Source organism: Sphingomonas molluscorum (genome assembly GCF_039522995.1).
GTDB classification, from domain to species: domain Bacteria; phylum Pseudomonadota; class Alphaproteobacteria; order Sphingomonadales; family Sphingomonadaceae; genus Sphingomonas; species Sphingomonas molluscorum.
In genome coordinates, this window is record NZ_BAAAEL010000012.1 from 75,387 (window position 1) to 100,377 (window position 24,991).

Annotated in this window: 20 protein-coding genes; 9 read left to right on the forward strand and 11 right to left on the reverse strand. The window is 63.6% G+C overall.

Features of this window, described 5'->3' with window-relative positions:
* Positions 1-8 precede the first annotated feature (8 nt).
* Positions 9-731, reverse strand: coding sequence for a polysaccharide biosynthesis/export family protein (locus ABDZ92_RS13140; protein WP_164521284.1), 723 nt, complete (start codon positions 729-731; stop codon positions 9-11).
* 222 nt (positions 732-953) lie between these two features.
* On the opposite strand from ABDZ92_RS13140, the gene ABDZ92_RS13145 reads away from it, so the two are divergent.
* Positions 954-2,153 carry a cytidylyltransferase domain-containing protein gene (locus ABDZ92_RS13145; RefSeq protein ID WP_206432207.1) on the forward strand — a complete coding sequence of 400 codons (1,200 nt, stop codon included), beginning with the start codon at positions 954-956 and terminating at the stop codon, positions 2,151-2,153.
* Entirely contained in the window at positions 2,137-3,117 is a 981-nt protein-coding gene (locus ABDZ92_RS13150) for a hypothetical protein (protein WP_125961029.1), read from the forward strand. The genes ABDZ92_RS13145 and ABDZ92_RS13150 overlap by 17 nt, the downstream gene beginning before the upstream one ends.
* On the opposite strand, the gene ABDZ92_RS13155 is transcribed toward ABDZ92_RS13150, so the two are convergent.
* A complete protein-coding gene (locus ABDZ92_RS13155) occupies positions 3,114-4,370 on the reverse strand; it encodes a hypothetical protein (RefSeq protein WP_125961030.1) in 1,257 nt (418 codons plus the stop codon). The genes ABDZ92_RS13150 and ABDZ92_RS13155 overlap by 4 nt on opposite strands.
* Positions 4,371-4,529: 159 nt before the next feature.
* On the opposite strand from ABDZ92_RS13155, the gene ABDZ92_RS13160 reads away from it, so the two are divergent.
* The 6 genes from ABDZ92_RS13160 to ABDZ92_RS13185 all read left to right on the forward strand — a co-directional run bounded on the left by ABDZ92_RS13160 (position 4,530) and on the right by ABDZ92_RS13185 (position 12,552).
* The gene (locus ABDZ92_RS13160; RefSeq protein WP_164521285.1) at positions 4,530-5,972 is read left to right on the forward strand and encodes an O-antigen ligase family protein; all 1,443 of its coding nucleotides are present in this window, start codon (positions 4,530-4,532) and stop codon (positions 5,970-5,972) included.
* Between the two features lie 176 nt (positions 5,973-6,148).
* Positions 6,149-7,033: an N-acetylneuraminate synthase family protein gene (locus tag ABDZ92_RS13165; protein ID WP_125961032.1), complete on the forward strand. Its 885-nt coding sequence runs from the start codon at positions 6,149-6,151 to the stop codon at positions 7,031-7,033.
* A gap of 171 nt (positions 7,034-7,204) precedes the next feature.
* Positions 7,205-8,413, forward strand: coding sequence for a polysaccharide pyruvyl transferase family protein (locus ABDZ92_RS13170; RefSeq protein ID WP_125961033.1), 1,209 nt, complete (start codon positions 7,205-7,207; stop codon positions 8,411-8,413).
* A gap of 43 nt (positions 8,414-8,456) precedes the next feature.
* Positions 8,457-9,719 (forward strand): hypothetical protein, encoded by a 1,263-nt coding sequence (locus ABDZ92_RS13175; protein WP_125961034.1) that lies wholly within the window; start codon positions 8,457-8,459, stop codon positions 9,717-9,719.
* Between the two features lies 1 nt (position 9,720).
* Positions 9,721-11,253, forward strand: a complete 1,533-nt coding sequence (locus tag ABDZ92_RS13180) for a lipopolysaccharide biosynthesis protein (protein WP_125961035.1) — start codon at positions 9,721-9,723, stop codon at positions 11,251-11,253.
* Between the two features lie 48 nt (positions 11,254-11,301).
* Positions 11,302-12,552: a hypothetical protein gene (locus ABDZ92_RS13185; RefSeq protein ID WP_125961036.1), complete on the forward strand. Its 1,251-nt coding sequence runs from the start codon at positions 11,302-11,304 to the stop codon at positions 12,550-12,552.
* A gap of 26 nt (positions 12,553-12,578) precedes the next feature.
* Here the strand turns inward: ABDZ92_RS13185 and ABDZ92_RS13190 are convergent, their stop codons facing one another.
* The 3 genes from ABDZ92_RS13190 to ABDZ92_RS13200 all read right to left on the reverse strand — a co-directional run bounded on the left by ABDZ92_RS13190 (position 12,579) and on the right by ABDZ92_RS13200 (position 15,718).
* Positions 12,579-13,871, reverse strand: coding sequence for a polysaccharide pyruvyl transferase family protein (locus ABDZ92_RS13190; protein ID WP_125961037.1), 1,293 nt, complete (start codon positions 13,869-13,871; stop codon positions 12,579-12,581).
* A gap of 151 nt (positions 13,872-14,022) precedes the next feature.
* Positions 14,023-15,228: a hypothetical protein gene (locus ABDZ92_RS13195; RefSeq protein ID WP_125961038.1), complete on the reverse strand. Its 1,206-nt coding sequence runs from the start codon at positions 15,226-15,228 to the stop codon at positions 14,023-14,025.
* 136 nt (positions 15,229-15,364) lie between these two features.
* On the reverse strand, positions 15,365-15,718 hold the full coding sequence (locus ABDZ92_RS13200; protein ID WP_125961039.1) for a hypothetical protein: 354 nt from the start codon (positions 15,716-15,718) through the stop codon (positions 15,365-15,367).
* Positions 15,719-16,008: 290 nt separating this feature from the next.
* On the opposite strand from ABDZ92_RS13200, the gene ABDZ92_RS13205 reads away from it, so the two are divergent.
* Complete coding sequence (locus ABDZ92_RS13205) at positions 16,009-17,427, forward strand: sugar transferase (protein ID WP_125961040.1); 1,419 nt, start codon at positions 16,009-16,011, stop codon at positions 17,425-17,427.
* Positions 17,428-17,472: 45 nt separating this feature from the next.
* Here ABDZ92_RS13205 and ABDZ92_RS13210 read toward each other — a convergent pair whose 3' ends face one another.
* From ABDZ92_RS13210 to ABDZ92_RS13235, 6 genes are all read right to left on the reverse strand, one after another.
* Positions 17,473-18,816 carry an exopolysaccharide biosynthesis polyprenyl glycosylphosphotransferase gene (locus tag ABDZ92_RS13210; protein WP_164521287.1) on the reverse strand — a complete coding sequence of 448 codons (1,344 nt, stop codon included), beginning with the start codon at positions 18,814-18,816 and terminating at the stop codon, positions 17,473-17,475.
* A gap of 384 nt (positions 18,817-19,200) precedes the next feature.
* Positions 19,201-19,767, reverse strand: coding sequence for an FKBP-type peptidyl-prolyl cis-trans isomerase (locus tag ABDZ92_RS13215; RefSeq protein WP_125961042.1), 567 nt, complete (start codon positions 19,765-19,767; stop codon positions 19,201-19,203).
* A gap of 120 nt (positions 19,768-19,887) precedes the next feature.
* Positions 19,888-20,094, reverse strand: a complete 207-nt coding sequence (gene rpsU, locus ABDZ92_RS13220; RefSeq protein WP_125961043.1) for a 30S ribosomal protein S21 — start codon at positions 20,092-20,094, stop codon at positions 19,888-19,890.
* A gap of 366 nt (positions 20,095-20,460) precedes the next feature.
* Positions 20,461-20,853 carry a response regulator gene (locus ABDZ92_RS13225; protein WP_125961044.1) on the reverse strand — a complete coding sequence of 131 codons (393 nt, stop codon included), beginning with the start codon at positions 20,851-20,853 and terminating at the stop codon, positions 20,461-20,463.
* 66 nt (positions 20,854-20,919) lie between these two features.
* Complete coding sequence (locus ABDZ92_RS13230; protein ID WP_125961045.1) at positions 20,920-23,460, reverse strand: sensor histidine kinase; 2,541 nt, start codon at positions 23,458-23,460, stop codon at positions 20,920-20,922.
* Positions 23,408-24,799: a GGDEF domain-containing phosphodiesterase gene (locus ABDZ92_RS13235; RefSeq protein ID WP_241211861.1), complete on the reverse strand. Its 1,392-nt coding sequence runs from the start codon at positions 24,797-24,799 to the stop codon at positions 23,408-23,410. Before ABDZ92_RS13235 ends, ABDZ92_RS13230 begins: the two co-directional genes overlap by 53 nt.
* Positions 24,800-24,991: the final 192 nt, after the last annotated feature.

Here is a 24,991-nt window from a genome sequence, read left to right on the forward strand (position 1 = left end):
CGTTGAGATTAATTGGCGATGTTATTCACCGTGCGGAACGCGTTCAGGACCGGCAGCGTACCGATCACGTCACGCAGCAGGACCTTCCCACGCGAGCGTTCCACCACGACAAGATCGTTCCCGTACAGCGTCGGATCTTCGACCTCCCCGCGCCGGATCATCTGGACGTCGAACACCGCGGCCTGCCGCTCTGCGCCCACGTTCCGGAAGACGGCGACCAGACGCTCGTTCGCAATGTTGTTCGTTCCGCCGGCGAGCGCCAGCGCCTGCAGCAAGGTGACCTTGCCGGGGATCGGGTACATGCCGGGCCGCGTCACGGCACCTTCCAGCGTGATGCGCTGGCTGATCGCCTCGGTAATCCCGACGGTCACTTCCGGCCGCTGCATGTACTTTGCGCGCAGGCGCGAGGCGATGAGGTTCGAGATCTCGGCAGTGGTCATGCCGCTCGCCTTGATCTCGCCGACGAACGGAAGAGCGATCTTGCCGGCCGCGTCGACGCGGACCTGCCGGGTTAGCTCCGGCAACTGGTACACGGCGATGTCGAGCTGGTCCTGGGGACCGATGTAATAAGCGTCGGAAACTTCGCCGATCGCCTGGCGCGGGTCCGGGACCTGCAACTGCGAAACCGGCGTCACCGCCGAAGCGGTTCCCTCCTTGATCGGGCTCTTGGTGGCGCAGCCTGAAGACAGGATCAGCGCACTGCACGAGCCCAACATTACTGCCGCACGCATGGGCGACCGCCCGAAGCTCCCTGTACGCATCAACACTTCCCGTTCTGGTCGGGCTCGCAGGACGCGGCACCCGTGTCGGTTTTGTTTCTATCGGCCGGGCTGCCTAGCATCATGGTTCCCTAGACGCCACCGCTAACGCCATCGTGTCACCGTACGCCGCTACCCCGTCGACAGGCGCCGGCTGAGGCGCCTATGGCAGCGGCGGAACAGAAAGGGAGCCATATGGTAGAGGCAGCTGAAGATGTGCTGGCGATCATTCCCGCCCGGGGCGGCTCCAAGGGCATCCCGCGCAAGAATGTCCTGCCACTCGGTGGGAAGCCGCTGATCGCGCACACGATCGATGCTGCCCGCGCTGCCCGCAACGTGACGCGGGTGGTCGTCTCTACCGACGACGACGAGATCGCCGAGGTCGCCGAGCGTTATGGCGCCGAAGTGGTGCGCCGCCCGGAAGCGCTCGCCTCCGACATGGCGAAGTCCGAGGACGCGCTGCTCTACACCCTTGCAGCGCTGGAACAGGCGGAAGGCTATCGTCCGGACCTGCTTGTCTTCCTGCAATGCACCTCGCCCCTGACGGCGCCCGAAGACATCGACGGGACCGTGGACGCGCTTCGGACGAATGGCGCGGACAGCGCCGTCGCCGTTACCGCCTTTCACTATTTTCTGTGGAAGGAGGATGGGGAAGGCTCCGCCGTCGGCATCAACCACGACAAATCCGTGCGCCTGATGCGCCAGCAGCGCGAACCGGAGTATCTGGAGACCGGCGCCGTCTACGTCATGAAGACCGACGGATTCGTCGCCTCCAAGCACCGCTTCTTTGGCAAGACCGCGCTGTTCGACACGCCCGTCGAGCGTCGGCTTGAAATCGACGAGCCGGAAGACTTCCGCATGGCCGAGGAACGGATTGCGCGGCTGTCCCGGACCATCCTCGCCGCCGAAGGCCTGCCAGCGAAGGTCTCCGCCTTGATCATGGATTTCGACGGGGTGCTCACCGACGATCGCGTGTTCGTCAGCGAGACCGGCGAGGAAACCGTGGCCTGTTCGCGCCGGGACGGGATGGGGATCGAACAATTGCGCAAGCGCGGGCTGCCGATGCTCGTCATCTCCAAGGAGCGCAATCCGGTCGTCGCGGCGCGTTGCCGGAAGCTTGAGCTTCCGCACCACCATGGGATCGAGGGGAAGCTGGCGCTCCTCACCGAATGGCTTGCTGAAAACGGTATTCCTGCGACGGAGACCGTATACGTCGGCAACGACATCAACGACTTGGAGTGCATGGCCGCCGTTGGCTGCGCGGTCACCCCGCGCGATGCCCATCCGCAAGCCCTCGCAGCGGCGCAGCTGGTCCTCGATGCTGAAGGCGGCCGTGGCGCGATCCGCGAGCTTGCCGACCGCCTGATCAAGGGCGGGCATGTCGTCGACGCGTAAACCCGAAGCGGGGAAGGTCGCCGCCCTTCCCCGCTCTCGCCTGCACCTGCAGTTCCTGCTCGACAATGGAGCCGAGCCGGACGTGGTGCTCTACCGGGACGCGTTCATGCGCGAGCCCGTCGAGGCGAGCTACCCGGGGCGGGCCGTCGATTTGGGCCGGGAATCACTTCCCGGGCGCTCCCTTACAAGCGTGCTCGCCACCCGGCGGGCAAATGCAGCTTATTATCGCTCGGTCGCGGCACTCCTGCAGCCGCTCGGTATCGAGCGGCTGATCCTGTTCCTCGAAGGTGAGCCGCTGGAGCGGTTCCTGATGGCCTTGCCCGAAATCCGCACGGTAGAACTGTGGGAGGACGGGCTCTCGCACTACACGGACCTGACCAGCCCTTTGTGGTACGCAGCGCGGGGCGCGGTACAGGCCGCGGTCGGCTTTTATCCTCGCGATATCCTCCACCGTCGGATCGACCGATCGACCGTGGTCGTGCGCGACCGGTTCGAGCGACGCAACCTGGTGCTGAATTCCCCGACTATGCCCGGCAAGCAACGAGACGCGCTGTTGTTCGTCGGCTCGCCCCTGGTCGAGGACGGCATCATCCGGCACACCCGATTTCTGACAGCAATGCGCCAGGTAGCGGCGGCAAGCCCGATCGCGGTGCGCTACTTGCCACATCCCCGCGAAAATCTGACACGGCTGCGGGCGGACCTCACCGGCATCAGCAACGTGGAGATCGAACCCAACGCTGGCGGATTGATGGAGCACGCGGGCAGGTTCGGCTACCGTGCCTATGCCGCGGCCATTTCCACCGGCCTGCTGGATCTCGGACGCTCCGACCAGAGCGTCTACGTCCCGCAGATGTTCGGCTGCACGCGAATGGCCCGAGCGCTGCGCCAGTGGCCGGCCAATCCAGTGCGGCTGGCTGAGGACGAGGACGCGCTCCGACGCTTCCTCGTCGCCATACAGAGCTAGGCTGCCTGGTTCCTGTTTGCGCGGCGGTCAATCAGTTCCAGGATCGCGTCAGCGCAGCGGTCGGAAGATTGCCCGTCGATCACTCCAACTTCTGCGCCAACCTTGTCCCACTGAACCCTCGTCGGCTCGCCCCGTCGGATAGCCGACAAACAGTCAGCGATCTCCGAGGCGCTGCGGGCTACCGGAGCACCGATAGCCGTCAGCCACGCCTGCTTGTCTCCCTCGGCCGTCTCCGCAAAGGCCGTCTCCGGCACCGGGACACACAGGATGCGCTTTCCCGCGACCAAGCTTTCCAAGAGCCCGCTGGAGTAATGGCCGAGAACCACGTCATACTCCCCTAGCGTGGTCTCCAGTGGGCGCTCGCCCTTGTCGATCCGCACTAGACCGCTGACAGATTGCTGCAGCGCGAAAACATGCTCCGCTTCTGCGCGCGGATGAACGCGAATGGTGAGTTCAACAGGCATTCGCCCGGCCACCATTCGGAGCCCCTCGGCTACCATGGTCTCCAATTCGGCGGCGACCTGCGCATCTACCTTACCATGCGCGGCGAATGGTTGGGTCAGGTAGAGTACCCGGAGCACACCATCGCTTGACAGTGCATTCGTCGGTGGGAGCAACGCCAGCGGATCGTAGCGCGGCACCCCGCCCACGCGAACGCGTTCTTGCTGAACCCCAGCGTCGATCCACCGCGCGCGATATTCTGGGGATGCCGCGAGGATCAGGTCGTGACCAGCACAACCATAGCCCGGGATCTTCGGCAGAAGGCCACTTGTGGTCGCAAGCGGGGCCAGCGCCCCTTTCAGCCGCAGCACCGGCGCCCTGGCACCGCCATGGGCAATGCTGCAGAAGGGACCTTCCTGGATGAGCACGGTAGCTGCACCGCTTTGCCGAGCCGCGCGGATCATCGCCGTCTCGATATAGATCCGGTCGTGACACATCACGAGTACATCTGCGTCGCTACCGATCAGGCGAGCTCCGTAGCGCTGCATCCGCCGGTACATCAGCGGGCCGCCGTTCAGCAGCATGTTCATCGACCAGCTTCCGGTCGCACGACGCATGCCACACGCATCCGGATCTGCCACTCGGACTTCACCATTGCCCGGGTATGAAGTGCGGCCACCAGTCCGAAGATTGAAGGGTTGCGTGTCGATGAAGCGGACGGACTGGGCCGGCCGCCGGCGCTGGAGAGCGGCCTCCACCGCAGCAAGGGTTCTACCGGAAGATCCGCCGGTGCCCATCAGCACGATTGCCATTTGCTTTCAGGCTCCGCAGTGTCAGGAATTATGCGGTTAGATGGGATCGCCGCCATCCGCTAGTAGCGTTGCGGCGCAGGCTCCGCTTGAAGCGGCATACGGATCATGACATCTCGGCCGCGACACCGCGGGCGAGCCAAGATCTATATGAATATACCCTTGACTGTCAGGATGCGCCGCTCAGGCGCTCTCGAGCTAGACGCGATTCTTGCCGCAGTCCTGCTCATCGCCGCCATCCTGCTGGGCGGATCCTCCCGCCCCTCCTTCGGGAACATGGCACTGCAATTCATGGGCCTGGGTTCGTTGCTGTTCGCCTTTGTCCGGCGGGACCTCGTTCCCAGCGGCCGGATCGGACTCGCCGCTGTCGTCCTGCTGATCCTCGCGGCGGCCCTGCCCCTGCTGTACACGATACCGCTTCCTCCAAGCATCTGGACCGCGCTTCCCGGCCGGGATGAGGCGGTGAGGACCTATCAAGCGGCCTCTATTGCGCTTCCGTGGCACGCGGTAGGGCTGCGGGCGGGCACAGGCATCGCCGCCGCGCTTTATCTGCTCGCTCCTGCCGCAGTGCTCCTCGGCACCGCGCGGGCCACAGAAACGCAGCGCTGGAACCTGGTCTACATCCTGCTTGCGCTTGCCGCTTTTTCGATCTTCCTCGGACTTGCACAAGCCGGCCTCGGCAACCGCAATACCATCAAGGTGTACGGCACGAGCAGCGTCAACGGCGCGCTCGGCTTCTTCGCCAATCGCAACCATCTCGCCACCCTTCTACTCTGCGCCATCCCGATGGCCGCAGCATGCAGCATACGGTGGTTGAGAGGTCGCGAGCCGATCGAACGCATGACCGCGATCGCGAGCGCCGTTCTGGTCGCACTTGCGATCCTCGGCATCGCCGCCACCACCGCTCGCGCAGGCCTGGTGCTCGTTCTGCCGATGATCTTTGGCGCGATGGCCCTTTTCGTGCGGTTTCGGAAGCTGACGCTGCCCGACTCCGCCCCTCGGGGTAAGGGTCGCGCAGCAGGTCGATGGATGCTGCCGCTCGGACTTGGCCTCGCGCTGATCCTCGGCCTGGCACTGGCGCTTCATTCCTTCGGTGCGGCTTTGAGCGGGCGCGTACAATCCCAAGGCCTGGTCGATGCAGGGAGACTCGGCTTCTACCAGGTCACCAGCGAGGCGATCCGGCAGTATTTCCCGCTCGGCTCCGGCCCGACCACCTTCACGCAGGTCTACGCCATGCGAGAGCCGGTAGAGCAGGTCGCCAGCACCTTCGTGAACCATGCGCACAATGATTATCTCGAGATCATGCTCGAGTATGGCATCATCGGCGTGGTGCTCGTTGTGCTTTTCCTCGCATGGTTCCTATGGGCCGCGGCCACGGCATGGTTCGGCCGCGCCGAGCCTTCCTCCCTGCTGGGGGCTGCGGCCAGTGTGGCGATCCTGGCGGTTCTGCTGCATTCGCTAGGAGATTATCCGCTCCGCACCACCACGATGGCATCCGTCTTCGCATTGCTCTGCGGTTTACTCGTTCCCGCTCCTTATCGCGTTCGGCGCACGTCTGATGCCGCATCGCAGCAAAGAATGCGTCGCCGAGTTGCTGCACCGTAGCAGTTGGTATAAGAAACTTTAAGCGCAGCTCCTTCATCACGAGAGTGGGAAGGGTCGGTGGATAACGAGGTTCATTGGTCACCGCATACCGGTGCCATGAATGGTGGGGATAAAGCGATCACAGGCGCGGCGCGACGTGGCGGGGGCTCGTCGCGGCGTCATTCGAGGAGTTTATTATGAGCGTCAAAGTTATCGCTGAGGTTGGCTGCAACCACATGGGCAGCATGGACATCGCCAAGGAGCTGATCCAGGTCGCGGCGATTTACGCCAAGGCGGACGTGGTCAAGTTCCAGAAGCGCAACAACCGGGAGCTTCTGACCGAAGCGCAGTATAACGCGCCCCACCCGAACCCCGCCAATTCCTACGGCGACACCTATGGCGCGCACCGCGAATTCCTCGAGTTCAACGTCGACCAGCACCACGAGCTGAAGGCCGAGTGCGAGAAGTTCGGCATCGAATATTCGACGTCGGTGTGGGACACGACTTCGGCACGCGAGATGGCGACGCTGAAGCCGTCGCTGCTCAAGGTCCCCTCGGCCTGCAACCTGCACTTCGAGATGCTCGACGTCCTCGCCAAGGACTTCGACGGCGACATCCACCTGTCGCTCGGCATGACCACCCATGACGAAGAGCAGCAGATCGTCGACTTCTTCGTCGAGCGCGGCCGTGCCAAGGACCTGGTCCTCTACGCCTGCACCTCGGGCTATCCGGTTGCCTTCGACGACCTCTGCCTGCTCGAAGTGACCCGTCTGAAGGACAAGTTCGGCGACAAGGTGAAGTCGATCGCCTTCTCCGGCCACCACCTGGGCATCGCTGCCGACATGGCTGCCGTGGCCCTGGGCGCCGAGTGGGTCGAGCGCCACTTCACGATGGACCGCACCTGGAAGGGCACCGACCACTCCGCCTCGCTCGAGCCTGACGGTCTGCGCCGCCTGTGCCGCGACGTTCGCGCGGTCGCCAAGTCGCTCAAGTACAAGTCGACCGAGATCCTGCCGGTCGAGCAGGTTCAGCGCGACAAGCTGAAGTGGCGTCCGAAGCCCAAGGCTGCCGAAGCGGCCTGATGCTGCGGGGCTCGGAAGAACGAGCCCCGTCGTAGAGTGTGCACCGACCGCTTGGCCCCTGCAGCGCCGGGCGGTCGGTGATGCCCGTTTTGGCCGTGCACGTCGCGTCATGCGCGGGTGCCGATGGTCATATCCCGGTGATGCGCCCGGCATCCTCAACGCGGATTTTACATGTCGATCGCAAACAAGGTTCGTCGTCTAGGACTTATCGCTTCTCGGCAGCCCGGGAAGTTTCCCGCCTTTGTCGCGCAGCGGCTCACGTCCAAGTTCCGCTCGGACCGCGCGAAGCGTGGATCCGGCTATGTCAGCCACTATGGCGCATGGCACGGCAACGCCGGCGACGTGATGATCGTCTATGCGCAGCATGCGCTGATCGACTCTTATTACGGCAACCAGGTGTGGGTCGACGAGAACCACAAGAAAAAGGTCGAGGCCGCGGACGTCGCCCGCATCAACAAGGATGCCAAGGTGATCATGGTCGGTGGCGGCGGCCTGCTGCTGCCAGACCGGCATCGTGCGATCCCCAATACCGACAGCGACTGGCTGTGGAACGTCTCGCTCGATAACCTGGCCGCCTATGAGAAGCCGATGATGGGGTTCGCCATCGGCTACAACCGCATGAAGGGTCAGGATGAATTCCGATCCTATTTCAAGGACCACATCGCCGCGACCGTCGAAAAGTCGGTGTTCTTCGGGATGCGCAACACCAGCAGTCTTGAAAAGCTCTCGAGCTACCTGCCCTCGCGCGTGGCCGACCAACTGACCCTGCAGCCCTGCCCCACAAACCTGATGTCGATCGTCCGGCCGAAGACCTGGGCGGCCAAGCGTGACCCCAACCGCAAGGCGGTGGTCTTTGTGCTGTTCATGGGATTCAAGAAGCTCGGCATCGTGGAGGATCACGCGAAGATCCTGCGGATCGCCAAGCAGGCGAAGCGGATGCAGAAGGACGGGTGGGAGATCCACATCGCCACCCACACGATTGAGGAACTGGCAGCATTGCCGGCGTTCCGCGAAGCGGGCGTGCGGTTCAAGCATCGCATGCTGGACATGATGTCGCGCGAGGACATCGTTCAATATTATCGCGACAAGACGCTGGTCATCGGCATGCGGGGTCACGGCGTCATGTTACCCTATGGCATCGGCGTGCCGGTGATGGGCATCATCAACCACGTAAAGGTGCGCTATTTCCTTGAGGAAGTGCAGCTAGGCGACCAGACCGTCGACCTGGACGATCCGCATTTGGAGGATCGCGTCCAGGAGATGGTCACCAGCTTCGATGCCAATCGTCCAGCGATGTACAAGCGCATCGACGACCAGAAGCAGCGCTTGTGGGCAACGACTCAGGCCAATCTGGACAAGTTGGCGCCGTATTTCGGCTGAGCCGCGCCACGGCGCGCCCTCCAGTAGCGCGGCAGGAGAAACGATGCGCGATACCGCTCGCCCGACGATTTGCTTCTTGGCAGTAGCCGGCTCGGCCACTGTCACACTGGGACTTCTCGCGCAGGGTCTGTTGGAGCGTTACCCGCAGGCCCGACTGATCGTCCTCGATACTGAAGCATTCAACACCCGGACGACATCCAAGCTGAACTGGACCGGACCTGGCGAACTAATGGAGCTTGCGCCCGAACAGTTCGGCTTGATTAACTTCACCAAAGGGACCTCGCAGGGCGCCAGCATGAACCTCGTGTTCAACGGCGGCCAGTTCGCGTTCGATCGCATCGTACGGCGCGCGCGCAAGCTGTTCCGGGGGCTTCGTCCTCACTTGATCGTGTCATGCAACGACACCTTCTTCGCGCAACGCGCCTTCCTGAAAGCGGCGCGCGCCGAAGGTGCTGCATCGATGCTGGTCCAGGAAGGTCCCTTCAGCATCGTACGGCCTAAGCAGGAGAGGCCGGGCAGAACCCTGAAGAAGCGCTTCGCGCGGATCGCTCGTGCGGCGCACCTGCTGCCCCCGACGATGCCCTACGGCACCTACGGTCACGACCTCGTGCTAGCGTGCTCCGAAAGCTATCGTCGACGATTCGAAGCTGCCGGAGTTGCGAAAGACACCATCCGTGTCACCGGGGTGCCAAGGTTCGACACGCTTGAACCAGCCTACACGCAGCGGCATGGCAAGCGCCGCATCGTGTATGTTTTCCAACCTTTTGTGAAACAGGGCCGCGTCAGGCCAGAGGTGGCCTACCCGCTGTTCGAAACCTTGGTTGCTGGCCTGAACACCGCCTATCGCGCCGCACCGTTCGAACTCATCCTGCGAGCGCATCCACGAAGTGATGCCCAAACAATGCAACGTATCGAGCAGATGATGGAAGTTCCCTTCACGCTTTCTAGCGAGGGGGCTCTGCCTGACCTGCTTCAAACAGCCAACTGTGTAGTGGGGCACTATTCGATCGGCTTGCTTGAAAGCATCATCCTTGACGTACCTGTCGTGTGCGTTCCTGTGCCCCTCGCAGGTTTTACCGCCAAGTTGGAAGCGGACAAGCAGGATTGGTTCGTCCGCTCCGACATCCATTGCGCACAGACTGCGGACGAGGTGAGGCAAAGCGTACTAGCGGCGCTCATGAGTGCCGCTGCACCCGATATCGATATCAGTTCGGAGGTAGGGCCGCTCGACGGACGAGCCGTGGCGCGGAGTGTGCAGGCCGCAGCCTCGCTGATCGAGCCTAGGCTGGTGGGCAGGAACGCCTGACGTGGCAAGAACCTCCTTTCGCAACCGCATGCTCATCTATCTGGGGCTCGGCTCGCTTCAGAGCGCATTCTCGCTGCTGCTTACGCCAGCGTACGCACATATCCTGCCGGTTCGCGAGTTCGGCCTGTTCGGACTGCTGCTCTCGTTCGAGCAACTGTTCGTACTGCTGATGGATCTTGGCCTCTCGGGCGGCGCAGTGCGTACGTACTATGACGAACGCCGACATGGCGACATGGTGTTCAGTGGTCCCACGATCGTCAGCTACTTCCAGAGACTGGCGCTGATCGGATCTAGCGCGATGATGGCTCTCATCGCCCTGGCCTTGATCGGGTATGACGCGCTGAAGCCACAGCCGGTCGAAATCGTGATCGGATTCGGTCTCACGATTGCTTCGGCCTGGTTCCAACGGATCAACAATCTCGCTGGCACCACCTATCGTGCGCAGGAAGACGCGCGATCGTTCGCAATCCTGGCACTCTCGCGCATGATCGGGCTCACCGCGACTACGCTGTTGATCCTGTTCGTGTTCGACTGGGGACTGATGGGTGTGATCGGCACGCGCGTTGCTGTTTTCGGCCTGACGGCGGCGTACGAACTATACCATACCATCCAGCCACGTTTGCCACCCGAGGAGGACGCGAGCGTACGCGCTCTTATTCGTCGCTCGGTTCGCCGGTTCTCATTTCCCCAGCTGCCACATGAGTTGATGAAGTGGGGCCGTACTCGCGGTAATCGCGTAGTGATCGCTGGTTCGCTGAACCTTGCCAGCCTGGGCATCTACAATGCGGCCTTGGCCCCAGCCTCCGTTCTGCAGCTCACCAGCACCGCATTCAACCGGGCGTTCGAGCCGTTCTTCTATCGTGAGATGCGCAAGGGCGAGGAGGCGGTTGCCCACGTCCTGAATTCGACAGGCGCATTGTTCCTTACGATACAGGCAGGGATGGCGTTGCTGGTCATCGCAGTGCTTCCGGAAGCGTTCCGCTTACTTTTTCCAGCACCCTATCACGCAGCAGGTGCCTATGCGCCCCTGTTCGTCACCGCCAACTTCGTCTCCTCTATGCAAGGCCTCTTGATCAAGGCTTTGCTTGATCGCGGGGAAGTCAAGTTCATGCCGCTGATAACGGGCATGTCGACCTTGATCGGTTTGACGGCCACCTACGCACTCGCGCACAGCTTTGGCCTCTCAGGCGCTGTCTTCGGCTCGCTGTTCACCGCACTGCTGGCGGTGCTGTTCACGTGGCTCGCGCTGAACCGGAAGCTGCGTGATCGTACCTTCCCCGCGGTCGAGGCGCTCGTGCTGGGCGGTACCCTGATCGCGACAGCGCTGCTTCCCTCCTTCTTGCAGGTGGAATGGCTCTCGCCGGAGAGTCTCTGGTGGCGACTTCCCGTGCTCGGCGGAGCAGCGCTACTCTCCGGCCTCTGGTTTTCGTTGCGCCACCCCGAAATGCTGCGTCTGGTGTTGACCAAGCTGTGGCCCGGACGCTTCCGCAGAAAAGCGTTGGGGGCATCCTCAAACGCCAGCAAATATCCGTAAGGCCGGCGCTACTTGCAGCGCTGCGCCGAGCACCGGTAACGGCAGGTCATGACCTCAACAATCGCTCTGGCCGGTTCCGGCGGTTCGCATCCCCTGACGATCGGCAGCATATTGGCCGCGTTGACCAGGATTGACCCTGGCGGTGACCGCCTCGTGATCGACCTCTCTCAGTTCGACACGCGCGCCGCCGCCAGCTACTCGGGCGTCGGTGCGGAGGTGCTGACCATCACCCCGGCCAGTGTAGGCATGCGCTCTGTGTTCCGTACTGCCGCCGCAAATCTGTTGGTATCAGGTGGCACCGCACGCTTTCGACGGATCGTGGAACATCTCTCCGAGTTGCTGCGCGTCCATCGCGTTGGCGTAGTGCTGCTCTGCCACAATCACGGCATACCTGAGCAGGCGCTCATTCAGGCCTGCGGCCGTACAGGGACGCGCCTCGCACAAATCGATGAGGGGCCTTTCAGCGGGATGGTGACCGGGCGCCCCGCTCAGGCCTCGGCGACGTGGCGGGATCGTATGCTCTACAGGCTCGGATTGATGCCGCTACGCGATCAAAGCGGCCGGACACACGATCTGTTTCTTCCGACCTCGCCGGCGCGCGCGAGGCGGATTGAAGCACGTGGACTTGATCCAAATCGTATCGTCACGGTAGCCGCGCCCCGCTTCGATACCCTTCCCGCTGTCGCCGGCCGCTGGCGAGATCGAGCGCCGGACGAACAGGGGCGGCTACGCGTCGTCGTCCTGCACCAGCCCTTCGGCCGCGACGGTAAGGTGTCTCAGAAAGCTGTCCGGGCAGCCGAGCAAACGCTCGTGTCCGGACTGGCGAGCGCCAGCGCCAGACGGAAGCTTGCCGTGACCCTACGCGCCCATCCCCGCTCTGATACGGGGGAACTGGAGCGCCTCGAGCGGATGATCGCACCGATCGGGTCCTTCGCACGGATCTCGACGACGGAACCGCTGTACGATCAGCTCGCGCGCCATGACATGGCGATCGGTTTCTACTCTTCCGCACTGCTGGAGGCGGCAGCCTGTGGGATGCCGTGCGCAAGCGTCAGCCTACCGGTCGCAGCCTTCGCCCGCCCCGCAGAAGGTGCCAAAGCCGCTGCCATCCCCGGACTCGGCATCGACACGACAGCCGACTCCGACGAACTGGGTTCGCTCGTTCTGACGGCGACGACGCAACCCGTTGTTCCAGCACCCGCCCTGTTCGACCAAGCGTTGGGCGACATCGACGGACGGGCATCCGAAAGGATCGCGCACGCGCTGCTTTCCTTAGCGGGGGAGCGCAGCCGAACGTAGGAGAGACGGCTCCTCCCGGGCCGCTCCTACAGCAGGGCCTTCAATGAAGCGGCGTCTGCCGCCAAATGCGCTGAGGCAGCGGCGATCCGCTGGCGAACGCTGGCGCCACCTTGGAGAAGGTCCTCGGCCTCGGCCACGATCGCGTCGATCTCGCCCGCGTTCGGCACCACCGGATACTCGTGCGGATCCGGATAGGAAAGCTGCTCCTGAATGCTCAAGGTCTTGTGCGAGTTGGATCCCAGGAACACGCTTGGCGTGCCGTTCAGCGATGCCATGATGGACGGATGCCACCGACCGCTGACGAACACGCGTGCGTTGGCGAGCAGCGCGACCGCAGCACTGATAGGAACGTCCACCGGGATGATCGGTGTGTCCGTCGCTTTGGCAACACCATGCAGGAAGCTGTCACCGTGGCAGGATTCGACGATGACAACGCCTAGCCCCAGCTTCTTGAGCGCCGTCACGAGGGCCCGATAGGCGGCCGGGGCCGTGCCGTTCGCCCACTGCGCCGACGAACTGCCGCCGACTACGGCGTAGGGCTTGTCGAGAACGGCAGGCATTGGCACAGGAGAACGGTCGAAGAACGGCCATAGCGCGCTGGGGTCGTAGCGCTCGCCGCCAGAGTCATCGGCGAACCGGTCCCGCCACGTAAACACCGCATCAGGGCGCATGAAGGCGTTCGCGGCAGGCATGTGCGCCTCCTGAAAGCGCTTCGAGGCCTGTTCACGCAACACCAGCAGGTCCGCCGCCTCGAACACTCCCCGAGCAACTTCCAAGGTTTCCGAGTTGATCCCGTTGCGCGGATCCGGCGAAAGCATACCGTTCAGGATGTAGACGCCCTTCCCCTGCCGCTTTGCGAGATGGGCAAGCGTGAGAAAGAACAGGAGATGCCGGCGCGGCTGTTCCGGAAAAATCCCGTCTCCTTCCAGGTTCATCATCAGTGCATCGCTACGCTCGAGATCCTTCAGGACGCGCGCGACTTCCGGAACATGCTCTCCAGCCCGCGCGATCAGACGGGCATTCTCATCAAGATCATGACCCATGCCCCGGGGCACACCCAAACCAGCCATAACGGCTCTCGCGGCCGCGCCGATACCCGGCGCAGCCTTCACCTTCTCACGATCCAGGATGGCGCATACTCGATCGTAGAGTGCCGGAGACGTATGATGCGCATCCCGATACCACCGCCCCATCGGCCCGCTTCGCACGGCGCCGATGATCGCGTGCTGTGACGCGATGATCTCTCGCAGCGCCATGCTGGTGGCGCGAGCACCCCAGTTCGGCTTGTCGACGTTTTCGCGGACGTAAAGAACGTTCAAGCGGACACCTCGTTGAATGGATGACGCAAGCAGCCGCACACCGCACGCTAGGGTGCCGCTAGGATCGACTCGCTTTGAAGTAAAGCCAGCGAGACATGCTGCCCCGGCACAGAGCTGCTACGGTCGGTGACAGAAACGAACAGCCGCGACATCAGCCCCGCGCGGCAGTGGCGGGGTTCGGCCTCCCCGGGATCGCGCCGCGATAGCCGCGCCGATACACCATCGCGTTCAAGAACAGGAACGTCGCCATCGTCGGTGGGAAAATGAACGCTGCATCGGACGCCGCGATGCCAAGATAGCACAACAAGCCCGCCAGCGCAGCCTTGCGCAGCATCGAAAGTCGCTGGAAGTTGCTGAAGCCGTACAAGGCTCCCATTCCTAATGCGAGCAGCGCCAACAAGCCTCCAGCGACACCGAAACTCTGCAGCAGGCCTGCATACAGGATCTCTGAAATCTGGATCCTCTGAGCGCCCCACCATGTCCATTGAAGGTCGGAGATCTGGTGAAGTCGCCCGCCCAAGTTCGCATCGAAGAGGTTGTCACTTGTCCAGCCAAGCAAGGGCATGATCGTCATTAGGAGTGCAGCGACGACCAAGATGGCGATCCACAAAGGTCCGCGGTTTATCTTCAACTGACCAACCACAACCATCATCGCCCCCATCAGCAGCAAACCAGCCCATGCAGATCGACTCAGCGTAAGCATGACCGCCACAATGAATGCCGCCACCCAGGACTTTTTATTCTCCGCATGAATATAGATCGGCCCCAGCATGATCATGCAAACGCCGAAGATATTTCCGTTGTTGTATGTTGAAACAAGCTTCATCAACGGTCCTCGGCGGTTATTCTTGGAAAACACCTCCGCCGCGTCTGCCGCATTCATCGTAAGGTACGGGATCGCGATGAACTGCTTGGTGAGGAAGTAGAGCGTGAAATTCAGCAGACCCCATGCGACGGCGAACCGAACGCACCACTTTAGTACAGAGAGAATCTGTGCCTCGGTGAGCTCTTCCAAGTACGGCGAGAGTATCCCGAGGATGATCGCCGGCAGCAGCAAAAACACGGTGCCCATCACGAGTAAGGCAACCGGGCTCGCTGTGTAGGTCTGGATCTTATACAGCGCCAGTAGGCCGATCGGCAGATAGCCGATCAATAGGTGCACGAACGCCGATGGTGAAAGCACCGACCTACGAACCAAGCCGATCAGCGCAAACGGAGCCACGGCACCCAGAAGGATGTAGCCAAAAGTGACTGGGGTGCCGCCCGCCGTGAACCCCGCCTTTGCAAGGGCGATGTTGAACACCAACAGAACCGCCATCGTGATGAAAATCACGCCGTTGCGGGGTTTCGCGGTCACCCGATGGACGCCGGCGCGAGCCGGAAGTGGCATTCTGACCGCGGACTGAAGGTGCATACGGCGTTTGTCTCGGTGGTTGCGGAAGGCTTCGGTTCGGCTCCACGCCTGGAAAGGTCAACCCTATATCGCGCTCCCGTCAGTCTGGTGGCGCCACATCCATGCCGATGTCTGCCGCAGCATGCTCCCGTCCCTGCACTTTCGCGACTAGGTATAAAACCACTGGCCACAGCATCGTGTTCACCACATCGCCTACCGTATCACGGATCCGCCAAGACTGGATGTGTGGCCAACCTTCCGCGATGTCTGCCGCCTCGTTAACGAGTTCCAGCGCAAACAGCAGAAGCAACAACCAACCGGAGCCGTATCCCCGACGCGACAGCACTGCGCCGCCGACGAAAAGAGCCAAGCCGATATGAATATGGGCTATTGATCGGCCTATTTGGCCGAACGGCGCGAGCACGTCCTTGAAGCTTTCGTAGGCCTCCACCACTGAACAAGCCTCTCTACTGATGGGCGATTTGCCCGTCTCACTGACGCGGTAAACGGGCGCGTGCGGCCGCACAACCGTACGCACGCCACGGGCTGCCGCGAAGGATCCAGTCGCAGGATTCGACCAGTGCCGGCTCCTGCTGAGACAAGGCCGAGAAAGTTTCGGTTCATCCCGTGGCACTTAGGCCGCCATCCGCTGACGCGGGAACAAACCGACGAGCTAGGTTGCGGCGCAGCATCTCCCGGACGCTCGGCTCGACAAGGCCATGCAGAAGGTGCAGGAACAGGGTCATGGTTGCATCAACTATCCTGAGCGCGGCCGACGAAGCGCGGGCCACGACGGCTGCCGATACCGAGAAGCAGGTGCATCCGCGCGCCTCCGCCAAGCATGCCATCCGGGTTCGGCTGGCGCTCGGCCTCATCCTGCTCGACATGCTCGCGATCACCGCCGCGACGGGGTTCGTCGGGTGGCTGCGGCTGGGCGAGGTCACGAGCAACCGCCTCACCACCCTCCTCATCCTAATCCTGCCCCTGTATTTCGTCCTCGCGGTGCAGCGGGAGGCGTATCGGCCGACGGCGATGATCAGCGCGACTCGCAGCACGCGGCGCGCCTGTTTCGCCATGCTCGCGGCCTCGATCATCGCGATCGGCCTGGGCTTCGTCTTCAAGGCTTCCGAAGACCTATCGCGCGTCGTGGTCGTCGCCGGCACCCTCGCAAGCTGCGTCGCCCTGGTGCTCTCGCGCGCGCTGTATGCGCGCTTCGCCCTGGCGCGCCTCGGCGGCAGTCCGGACAGCGAGATCGTGCTCGTCGACGGCATCCAGCCACCCGACGCATGCAGCGCGTTGCGGATCGACGTGGAGCAGATCGGCCTCGCGCCCGACATCAACGATCCGATGATGCTCAGCCGGATCGGCGGCATGATCTGCCATGCCGATCGCGTGATCGTCGCCTGCCCTCTTGAGCGGCGCGCCGTCTGGTCGCTGGCGCTCAAGGGTGCTGGCGTGAACGTGGAGGTGCTGGCCCCCGAACTCGATGCGATCGGCGCGATCGGCGCGACTCATTATCACGGGACGTCGACCGCCCTCGTCGCAGTCGGTCCGCTCAACACGGTCGACCGTTGCCTCAAGCGGATGTTCGACCTGTCGATCGTGTTGCTGGCGCTGCCGATGCTGGCACCGGTGATGATCCTGGTGGCCATCGCTATCAAGCTCGACTCGCCCGGCCCGGTGCTGTTTGCACAGAACCGTGTCGGTCAGGGCAATCGCCTGTTTCGCATGCTCAAGTTCCGCAGCATGCATGTCGGCAAGCTTGATCATAACGCGAATAAGCTCACCACCCGGGATGACCCGCGCGTCACCCGCGTCGGCCGCTTCATTCGGAAGACCAGCCTGGACGAACTGCCGCAGATCCTGAACGTCCTGCTTGGCGACATGAGCATCGTCGGCCCGCGCCCGCACGCGACCGGCGCCCTGGCCGGCGACTCCCTCTATTGGGAGGTGTCTTCGCACTATTGGAACCGCCACGCGGTAAAGCCCGGGCTCACCGGCCTGGCACAGGTGCGAGGGTTCCGCGGGAACACGGAGACGGACCGCGATCTGATCAACCGGCTGCAGGCGGATCTCGCCTATCTCGACTCCTGGACGATCTGGCGCGACCTAGTGCTGGTCCTGCAGACCTTCCGCGTGCTGGTACATCGCAACGCATTCTGATGGGATTTGGGGCCGCGAGGGGCTCGAAGCGTGCGCCTGATGCCTTCAAAAGGCGTTGCGGTGTACGAGCACTCGGACGGTTTGCGCGACGATCAGCATGTCCCGCCAGATCGTCCAACCATGCAGATACTCGAGATCGGCCTGCAGCCGGTTGACCAGATCACTCCGGTGGTTGGTGGCGCCGCGATAGCCACGCACCTGCGCCAGGCCGGTCAGCCCCGGTTTCGCCGCGTGCCGATGCCAGTAGCGGTCGTCTATTTCCCAGAACAGCTGATCCTCCGCCCGCGACCCGAGCGCGTGCGGACGAGGGCCGACGATCGACATGTTGCCCGCAAGAACGTTCACCAGCTGCGGCAGCTCGTCGAGGCTGGTGCGGCGGAGCAATCGTCCGACGCGCGTGATCCGGTCATCATCCCGCGTGGTGGAGGCGCTTCCGTCTTCGTCGCACCGCTCCGGGCGCATGCTGCGAAACTTCAGCATGTGGAACATCCGGTTTCCGCGGCCGATCCGGCGTTGAACGAACAAGACAGGGCCCGGCGACTCCATCCGGATCGCCAGCGCGATCGCCGCGAATATCGGCGCCAGCAGCAGCAGCGCGCCGCCGGCGACCGCGATGTCGAACAGGCGCTTGACGAGCCTCTCCTCCACCCGGAGCGGCCCCTTCGCAACGATGAGGGTCGGATCTTCACCGAAGTGCGCCACACCCAGCGGAGCCAAAGCTGCCAGTTCCGGCGTCAGCACCTCCCCCTGGACATTTGCCCCTTGCAGCGCATGCACCCACGCGTGCCTCCGCTCGGCGGAACAGGCGACTACGACCCGATCCGCCTTCTGCAGCGCCACGGCGAGACGATCGTACATCATCGGATCGTGCCGCCCTGGCTCGAAGCTAGAAGCCGCCAGGATGGTAGAGTATTCGCCCGCGCCGGTCCTGCGAAACGCCCCACCGTCCGAAAGAAGCACCACATTGTACGGGTTGCCGCCGATGATGCGCCGCGCGTTGCGGAGGAACAAACTCCGCGCGACCGCCAGGGCAGCAAGGCTGACGAGTGTCCCGCCTGCAACGATGACTCGCGACAAATCCGCACTTGCCCGCAGGTAGAAGGCGGTGAACAGGACCGCCCCTGCTGCGAATAGCATGGAACGGAGCGCGCACGCTACTCCACTGCTCCTGCGGTCGATCACGGAGACGGCAAAGGCCCCGCTGCTGAAGGCGGAAAGGAAATAGATCGAGAGCATGGCGAGCCCGATCACCAGCCCCTGCTGCGCGCCCCCGGAACTGTAGAGCGCGCCGACGAACAGGAAGCTGCCGAGAATCACCACGAGATCGAGCAAGCTCAGGAACAAGAGCAGGCGAGTTCGCAGGACACCGCGCGAGGGCTGCCAACGCATGACCCGCCGCCCCGCGGTGGGGACCGGGCCGGATGGCAGCACCCATGGATCGGCCTCTCCGCTCATCCCCTACCCCCCGGCCTGGATACGGCTACCGGCAGGTTATAGGAAGCGTTTCATGGTTAACTCAAGAAGCGGGCCGGCCGTACTACTCCAGTTCGGAAGCATCATACGTCCCCAATCGAGTCCCCAGCGGGCGGGTACTTCGCCCATAGTTTCCAGTGCCGGAACTTCACTGTCGCGCCGCACCCGGAATGGTGAAGCTCCGCAAGAACGAGGAAGCCCAACGCACCAACAGCAAAAGGCCCGACATGCCGTGTGGCGTGCCGGGCCTTCGAAGCTTGAGAGAATGCGGGCAGACTGCGGCGTGCGCTCCGCAGAGGCTTAGCGGCCGGGACCTTCCGGTGCGCCGCCGCCAGGCATCGCACCACCGGCGCCGCCGCCCTGCATCATCTGCTGCATCATCTGCTGACGCAGCACCGCCTCCGGGATGAAGTCGAGCAGCTCGACGTCGAACTGGAGCGTGATCTTTGCCAGTTCTGCCGGTTCACCCGTGAGCGGCGGGGCACCCGCCGGCCGCGGCGCGCCATAGCCAAGGTGCGGCGGGATCCAGAAGCGGTACTTCGACCCCTTCGGCATCATCTTCAGCGCTTCGGCAAAACCTGGAACCACGCCGCGCACCGGCATGGGAGTCTGCTGGTTCTGGTCGAACACGCTGCCGTCCGGACGCTTGCCGACATAGTTGATCAGCGCGACATCATCGTCCGTGGGCGCGGGGCCCGTACCCGGTTCGATGATTTCGTAGCGGAGACCCGACTCGGTCACCTTGCTGTGCGGAGTTCCGGCCCAGGCGAGCGCCGCCGCGGCCGCAACGATCAGCGCGATGCCAATCCAGAGCCAGACGAGGTAGCGACGCTTCACGGGCTGGAGCGGGACGGCAGTGACGGACATGAACAGCGATCCCGCTTATGTCAGGGGCGCGTACCGGCGCCGCGACGGCGATGAAGAAGGATGGAAACCCGACCAGGAAGCGACATCCGGCACCCGAGTGCGGGCGCCGGACGCGAAATCTTACCGGGCGTTGTCACGCTCCGCGCGCTTGCGCTCGAGCTTGCGGGCGCGGCGGACGGCAGCCGCACGCTCGCGAGCGCGCTTCTCGCTCGGCTTCTCGTAGTGACGACGAAGCTTCATCTCGCGATACACGCCTTCGCGCTGCAGCTTCTTCTTGAGCGCGCGCAGAGCCTGGTCGACGTTGTTGTCGCGGACGATGATTTGCATGAGGCCGTCTAACTCCGATTCGTTTCGTGCAATAGCAAAAGGTCGCCGGAGCGCAGGCCGCGGCGGTATGCGCTGCCCCTACCAGCGCGGGGCGACGCGTTCAACCTTTTTCCCTTGTTTCCACCGTCGCTGTGCAGCGAAGTGCCGGGAGGTCCGCTGCCGCGCGGGATCATGACCCCAGCACTGGAAAACACGCCGACGCCACGCGTCGGCATGCTGCTGGGGGCCCCTGCGGACATACGAGTTCGGGGCTAAGGAATCGGCTGCTCGCCGGCTCTCGTGCCCGCGGAGGCCCGCGCACTGAGGTCGACGGGTCGTATGGCACCTTGCCTTCCGCAGCCGAAAACCTGCCACCGCCGCCCAAGGTCAGAAGAGAATGGCGTCCTCGTCGGACTTGCTCGCGAGGATACGGCCAATCGCGTCGAACAGCGCCTCCATGGCGACGGGCTTGAACAGCACCTCGTCGGCACCCGCGGCGATGCAGCGCTCGCGCAGGTCGAGCGCGGTGTCGGCAGTCACGACGATCAGGGGCAGGTCACGCTTGGCATCGTCGCGGGCCCGGATGCGGCCGATCGCCTCGAGCCCGTCCATGCCGGGCATGCGCAGGTCGACCAGCACCACGTCGAAATCTTCCTCATCGATCCGGCGCAGGCCTTCTTCGGCCCGATCTGCTTCCGCCATGGTGGCCCCGGCGACGTCCAGCATGTCGCGCACGACCCGGCGATTCATGGCATCGTCTTCGACAAACAGAATGTTCATCGCCCCCGGATCCTGAAGGGCATGGCGAGGGTAAGCAGCGGGGGCATGGTGTCCAAGGCTATTGCGCTATGCCGCGCATGAAACAAGGGCCGAATCGCCCGGATTCCTGCGTTTCGTCGCGAAGAGCAGCTGCACGAGCCGCGCGCCCGAGATCGGCTTGCCGATTACCTGGTCCATCCCCGCTGCCTCCAACGCCGCGCGCGTGCGCTCGTCCAGGTTGGGCCAGAGGATCGTGGTCGTCGCGCCGACCGCGTGGGCGGCGCTTGCAATCGGCTCAACTCGAGTCTTCGGGTCGTCCGTCTCGGCTTCCAACGCGGCCTCGTCGATCAGCACTCGGGCGATCCCGCCCTTGGCAAGTTCGTCGAGCGCCTCCTCGACGCTAGCCGCGAAGCGCAGTTCGAGGACATGCGGCGCGAACAGCGTGCGCATCATGCCGCGCACGATCGGGTTGCGATCGACTACCAGCATGCCGGCCGCCGCCCCGGCAGTGCCATCGGCCATCGCCGGCGCCGGCGCCTCCACCAGAGGCAGGACGACGGTGAAGGTCGAACCCACGCCCTCCACGCTTTCCACCCGGATTGTCCCGCCGAGCGCAACCGCAAGGTTGCGGCAGATGGTGAGCCCCAGGCCGGTGCCGCCGTACTGGCGGGTCGTGCCGGCATCCACCTGCCGGAAGGATTCGAAGATCTGCGCGTGCTTGTCCGCGGGGATACCGATCCCGGTATCGCGGACGGCGATCTGCAAGTGTCGGGCACCATCGCCTTCCACCACCGTCGCCCGGACCCCGATGCTGCCGGCATGGGTGAACTTCAGCGCGTTGGAAAGCAGGTTGAAGACGATCTGGCGGAGCCGCGTCGGATCGCTTTCGATCCATTGCGGCACATCGGCGCACTCCAGGGAGAAAGCGATCCCCCGCCCCTGCGCCTGCTCCTCCCAAAGCTGGGTGGCCTCCTTCAGGGTGGCGGGCAGATCGACGGTGGTCGTGTCGATCGTGAAGTTGCCGTTCTCCATCTTGGCGACGTCGAGGATGTCGTCGACCATGCCGCGCATTCGCATGCCGGCGGCGTGAACGATGTCCACCCGCTCGCGCGTGGCAGGTTCCAGCGCCGAATCGGCGAGCATGACCTGCGTCATGCCGAGGATGCCGTTGAGCGGCGTGCGAATCTCGTGACTGGTGGTTGCCAGGAACTCCGTCTTTGCGGCGAGCGCCTTTTCCAGCGAGGCGTTGGCGATGCCCAAGCCGACGTTGGCGGCGCGCACCTCGTTGCGGCTGCGGCGGATTGTGACGAGGCCGAAGGTCAGCAGCCCAATCAGGAGCGCAACAGCGGCAGCGATGCCGCCGAACAGGATCTGCTGGAAACGCGTGCGCGAGCGTTCGAATTCGACGTTCCGACGCAGTTCCTCGGCCTTGAGGCGCGCGATGCGCAATTCCTGGTTCTGGAAGTCGAACCGCGCGCCCATCAGCGCTGCCTTGGCGGAGGTGGCGATCTCCAGCGCCTGCTCGTCCAGCCGGCGCAGCGCAAGCAGATGCTCGACGGCTTTCTCGGGCTCCCCGCTGCGCTGGTAGATGCGGGCAGCCACCAGGTGGTTGTCGCGCATCGCAAGGGTGGTCTCCGTCGGCGGGACACCGTCGAAGCTTCGCTCGATGAGGGTCCGGGCGCGGATCAGATTGCCGCGCTCCAGTTCCACCCGCGCGGCTACGCTGTAGATTTGCGGCAGCACTTCCGCCGCGTCCGAACGCGCTACGAGCCGCATTCCCTCAGCCGCCGTTCGAGTTGCTGCCGTCAAGTTTCCGCCGTTGAGCTGCGCCCGCGCCATGTTGGCCAGGATCCGAGCTCGGACGGCAGCGCTTTCCCGCGGCGCGTACTGAAGCGCCCGCTCAAATGCAGCGGAAGCCTGCGAGTACCGACTCATCTCGGTGAGCACATTGCCGAGACCGTTGTAGATCGCGAAAGCGACGCTCGCCGGTGGCCTTGTTTCTAAAGCTTGCTGATAATAGCGGTGCGCGCCGCCGAAATCGCCGCCCTCGCGATACAGGGATGCCAGGTGGGTAAGCGCGATAGCCTGGCCACGCCGATCCTTCGCCTCTACGAAATACCGATAGGATTTCTGAAAATCCGCAAGTGCCGCTGAAACTGCGCCTTGCGTCGTGTTTACGGCGCCGCGGGTCAGTAGCAAGTCGCCCCTGAGCTTCGGATTGGACGCGTCCCCCAGGATCGCAAGCGCCTGCTCGACAAGCAAGCGGCTCCGGGCCGTCTGCCCTAGCCGCTCTGCGGCATCGGCTTGCACGGCATACACCCGCGCGTGCAAACTGGGCGAAGGGTCGGCCGTCGTGCGCAGTTCCCGCTCTGCTCGCTCGGCAAGGTTTAGCGCCCCGGCGGGGTCGAAGACCACGTTCGCGGCCGCTGCGGCGGCAAGCCCGTCGACATCCTGCCCGTTAGTCGCGGCTGAGGTTGCCGTCGACGAGAGCAGCAAGAGAATAGGCGCTCCGCGACAACCCAATGCGGACTTGAAGCCACGCTCCCCCAGCCCGACCGCGAAGTGCCACCTCACTTCAGGCGCTCTTCCACAGCCTGTCGGAACGTAGGAAGGAGAAGCGCTGCCCATCAAGCGCCTTGAGATGCTCGTCTTCTTCAAGAAACTGGCGGAACGCGTCGATCTCCACGGGGCGGCTGATGAGATACCCCTGGACCAAGTCGCAGCCCATGACGCTGAGCAGGGCCATCGCGGCCGGCGTCTCCACGCCTTCCGCGGTGACCTCCATATCCAGCGCATGGGCGAGATCGATCGTGGAGCGCACGATCAATGGATCCCGGTTGCTGCTGGTCAGCTGCGTGACGAAGAGCTTGTCGATCTTGAGCTCGCTGGCGGGCAACTGCTTCAGATAAGCGAGCGACGAAAGGCCGGCACCATAGTCGTCGATCGCGATCACCACCCCGATGTCGGCAAAGCGCTGCAAGTGGCGGATGGCACTTTCAGGGTCCCGGATCACTGCGGTTTCCGTGATCTCGAAGCCGATCTTGGCGCCATGGTCTCCGAGCCTGGCACAAGCCTGATCGACGAACCCCGCATCTGCGAGCAGCACGCCCGAGATGTTGATAAAGATCGGAATGTCGTAGCCGGCCTGCGCGAGCATGCGCTGGTCGCGGAGTACCTGCTCGAGGGTCCAGAGCGTCAGCGCGCCGATCCCGCGGCTCTGTTCGGCCGCCTGGATGAACTCACCCGGCAGAACCAATCCGCGGGTCGGATGCCGCCACCGAACCAGTGCCTCCGCGCTCGCAACCTCTTGCTGTCGCACCCGCACCTTTGGCTGGTACTGGAGAAAAATCTCCCCTTCGCGGAGCGCGCGCGGCAATTCGTGGATGAGCTCGAGCGGATCGACACCTAAGTGCGTCGAGGCAACATCGCGAATGATGTCCCGTCCTTCAGCCCGGGCTTCGGCAAGGGCTTTCTCCGCCCACTCGGCGAGTTGGACCTCCTCACAGTCGCAGTTGCGTCCAGCGGCACCGCCGATTCGCAGCCGAATCGCATGCGTTTCCCGGTCCAAGTTGAAGGGCTCTGCAAAACCCTGCTGTAGCCGAGCAGCCGCAGCCTCCGCATCCTCAAGGGACGCCGCCTCAAACTCGATGGCGACGAGCCTGTCGGACGAAGAGCGGCTCCGCGCGCCTGGGAGGATTTGGGCGCAGCGATCGACCAGCTCGGCAACGATCGTGTCGCTTCGCGTGACACCAAGATGCCGCCGGAGCAGCGTGAAGTTGGCAATCTCAGCCAGCAGCAAAATTCGCAAGGTTTCGGACGCCCTTACGCATGAAGCTTCGGCAGCACCTGAATTCGCAACAACCGCCGTGGAACCTTGCTCGATCTCCGCCCCGGACAGCTCGCGCCTTTCACCAGGCAAGCCGAAGCCACCGAGGGGCGACACGGAGGTGAGCGAGAGCGGCATCATGGCGCACCCTCGTCTCACATAGGACTGAAGGACGAGTTAATGGCGCTCTGGAGAAGGTTAAGATTGCATTAGGGTTAAATTAGGGTTAAGGGAATTGCGAACCAGCCGAGGAGACCATCAATGCTGTTCGAGATCTTCGCCTTCTTCCGGAAGAGCTACGGCGACGACATCCGTCCGTACTGATCACGGCCG